This is a genomic window from Streptobacillus notomytis (assembly GCF_001902585.1).
Classification (GTDB): Bacteria; Fusobacteriota; Fusobacteriia; order Fusobacteriales; family Leptotrichiaceae; genus Streptobacillus; species Streptobacillus notomytis.
In genome coordinates, this window is record NZ_LKKV01000074.1 from 1 (window position 1) to 2,740 (window position 2,740).

General features: G+C 31.4%; 1 pseudogene. It reads right to left on the reverse strand.

Annotation, left to right across the window (positions count from 1 at the left end):
* A pseudogene (locus BUE91_RS02850) lies at positions 1-2,719 on the reverse strand (adhesin); the annotation flags it as partial.
* Between the last annotated feature and the right edge of the window lie 21 nt (positions 2,720-2,740).

The window sequence follows — 2,740 nt, forward strand, 5'->3', positions numbered from 1 at the left end:
CCTTAGTTGGTTTCCATATTGAATCATTTTCAGTTGAATTTGTATTTTTAGTAACATCATAGCCTGCTTTACTTATATCAGCCGTATTCTTAGAAAAGCTACCTAACACTATACTATCTTTAGCTGTTGCTTTTGCTCCATTTCCTATTGCTATTGCATTGTCAGCCATTTTATCTGTACCAGCCTTATGTCCTATTGCTATTGAATCTTTTCCTTTTGCCCCTTTATTAGAATAATTTTCTTCCTCTATTCTCTTTTTTTCTTCTTTAGATAAGATATTATCAACTATATTCTTAGATAAGTCTTTTTCTTTTGCTTTCTCCAAGTCCTCCATATACTTATCTATATTAAAAGTACCATTATCTTGATATTTATTATCATCTATATTTAAAGCTTTAATTGAAGTTGCTTTATCCTTTACATCTTTCTTTTCTAGTTCATCTAATTTATCTTTTAAACCTGCAACATTTGTCTCATTTATTGTTTCTCCAGCTTTTTTTCTTGCATCTATTGTCAACATCTGTACTTTTAATTTAACATAGTTCTTGTAATCTATCTCTCTTCTTACTATATTAGTTAAATCATTTTCTGCATTTACAGAAAAATATCTAACCTTGTCATCTAATTCTTCTGTTGCTCCATCTAATCTATCTTCTAATGTTTTAAGTTGAGCTACATTTACTGCATCTGAATCTCTATATCCACTAGCTACATTTATTATTCTTCTTTCATGTCCTTTTTTACCTACAGAGATTACTCCTACCTTAGCAGAACTTGGTATTGAATATGATCCTCTTGCCGTATACCCTGGCTTATTTAAATCTGCTTGTGTGTAATCTGTTGCAGATAAGTATCCTAAAGCTACTGAGTTATCTAATGTTGCATTTGTTTTATTTCCTAATGCTAATACTGATTTCCCATTGTGTCCATCTACTACTTTACCATCTTTTTTTAAATCAGTTATAAGGGCATCATTTCCTATGATAATAGAGTCTCCTCCATCTCCCCATAGACGTGAGTTTATTCCTAGTATTACTGAATTTGGAGCATAAGCTACTGATCCATGTCCATAAACCATAGAATTCTTACCTTTGATATCTATCCCTGCTCCATTTCCAAATGTTATTGAACCTTCAGCTAATGCTCTTGATGCTATACCTATAGCTATAGAATTCTTATCTTTAGTATATGAATAAGATCCTATAGATATAGAATTTTCTTTAAGTGAAAATGACCCTCTTCCTAATGCTATAGCATTGTCTCCAAAGGCTCCTGATTTACTTCCTATAACTATTGCATTTTTTCCACTACTTTTAGCTATGTCTTTTACTCCGTTTTTTTCTTCTGTTTTTATTTTTAATATATCTGTTTTTGTATCTTTGTCATCTTTTGCTTCTACAAAAGCTTTTTCTATACCGTCTATATAGCTTTTAGCTCCTATAAAATAATCTCCACTTTTTAAATAACTTTCTTTTTTTGCTCCATTTACATTACTATGCGGTTCATGTTCTCCAAGTCCTAAGATAGTTTTTGCTACACCATTTAAGTCAAAACCGTATAAACCTCTTTTATTTTCTTTACTTCCAACATCTCCATAATCATTTAAATTTCCAAATAGATTTGTATTTACGGTTTCTGAATTAGATTTTAATTTAACTTTACTATCATAATCATAGTCAACATTAGAATAAACATCTGTTCCTATTGCTATAGAATTTTGTCCTCCTGAAATAGCTGAAAATCCGTATGCTGCTCCACCCTCTGATAGAACTAATGTCTTATTACCTGAAGCTATAGCATTTGGAGAAAATACATTAGTTTCTCTTCCTATTGCTATTGATCCTTCTCCTTCTGCTCTTGTTAATGTTCCTATAGCTGTTGATCCCTTTTTAAGTGCATAAGCAAGAGTTCCTAAGGCTGTTGCTCCATCAGCATAAGCTATAGACCTAGAACCTATGGCTATTGATCCATGTCCTTGGGCTAATGTTGGTGAGTATTTATGATTTCCTTCCTTACCTGAAACTTTACTCCCGTTTGCATATCCATACACTGATCCATTAATATCTATTTTACCGTAAAGTTCCTTGAAATAATTTTTATAATCATAATCTGTAACAGGCTGAACATATGAAGATACATCATCATTACCTATTGCTATAGAAGATCTTCCTATAGCATAAGTATTATTTCCTACAGATGTTGCTTGGGCTGTTGAGAAAACTGCATTTCCTATTGCAACCCCTTGTTCATCACTATCTCCAACACCATTATTAATATTAAAATGATCTTTATACACATGTGCATGGCTACCAAGAACTACAGATTTTTTTATATCAGATTTTGTATTAGCACCTATTACAACACTTTCTGCCTTCTCAGATATAGCGTTGAACCCTATTACCACATTTTCTGAACCCTTAGCATGCGTTTTTCCACCTGCTCCTATTACAACTGAGTGTTCTGTGTTATATTTAGTATCATATTTTGCTAGTATTACATTATTTTTACTATTATATTCTCCATCATTGCTAGATCTGCCTGATTTTCCAACAGTTCCTTTACTATCATCTATTGCTAACCAAGCTCCATAAGTCATTGATGATATTCCTATAAATCCAAAAATTAAATATCTTATTACAGTTTTATCATTTATACTCACTTTATTCTTTAAAGTGTTCTTTAAAATTTTCTTTAATTCATAAGTCTTAATATTCTTCATATCCCTTTTTTGTTCCTTTTT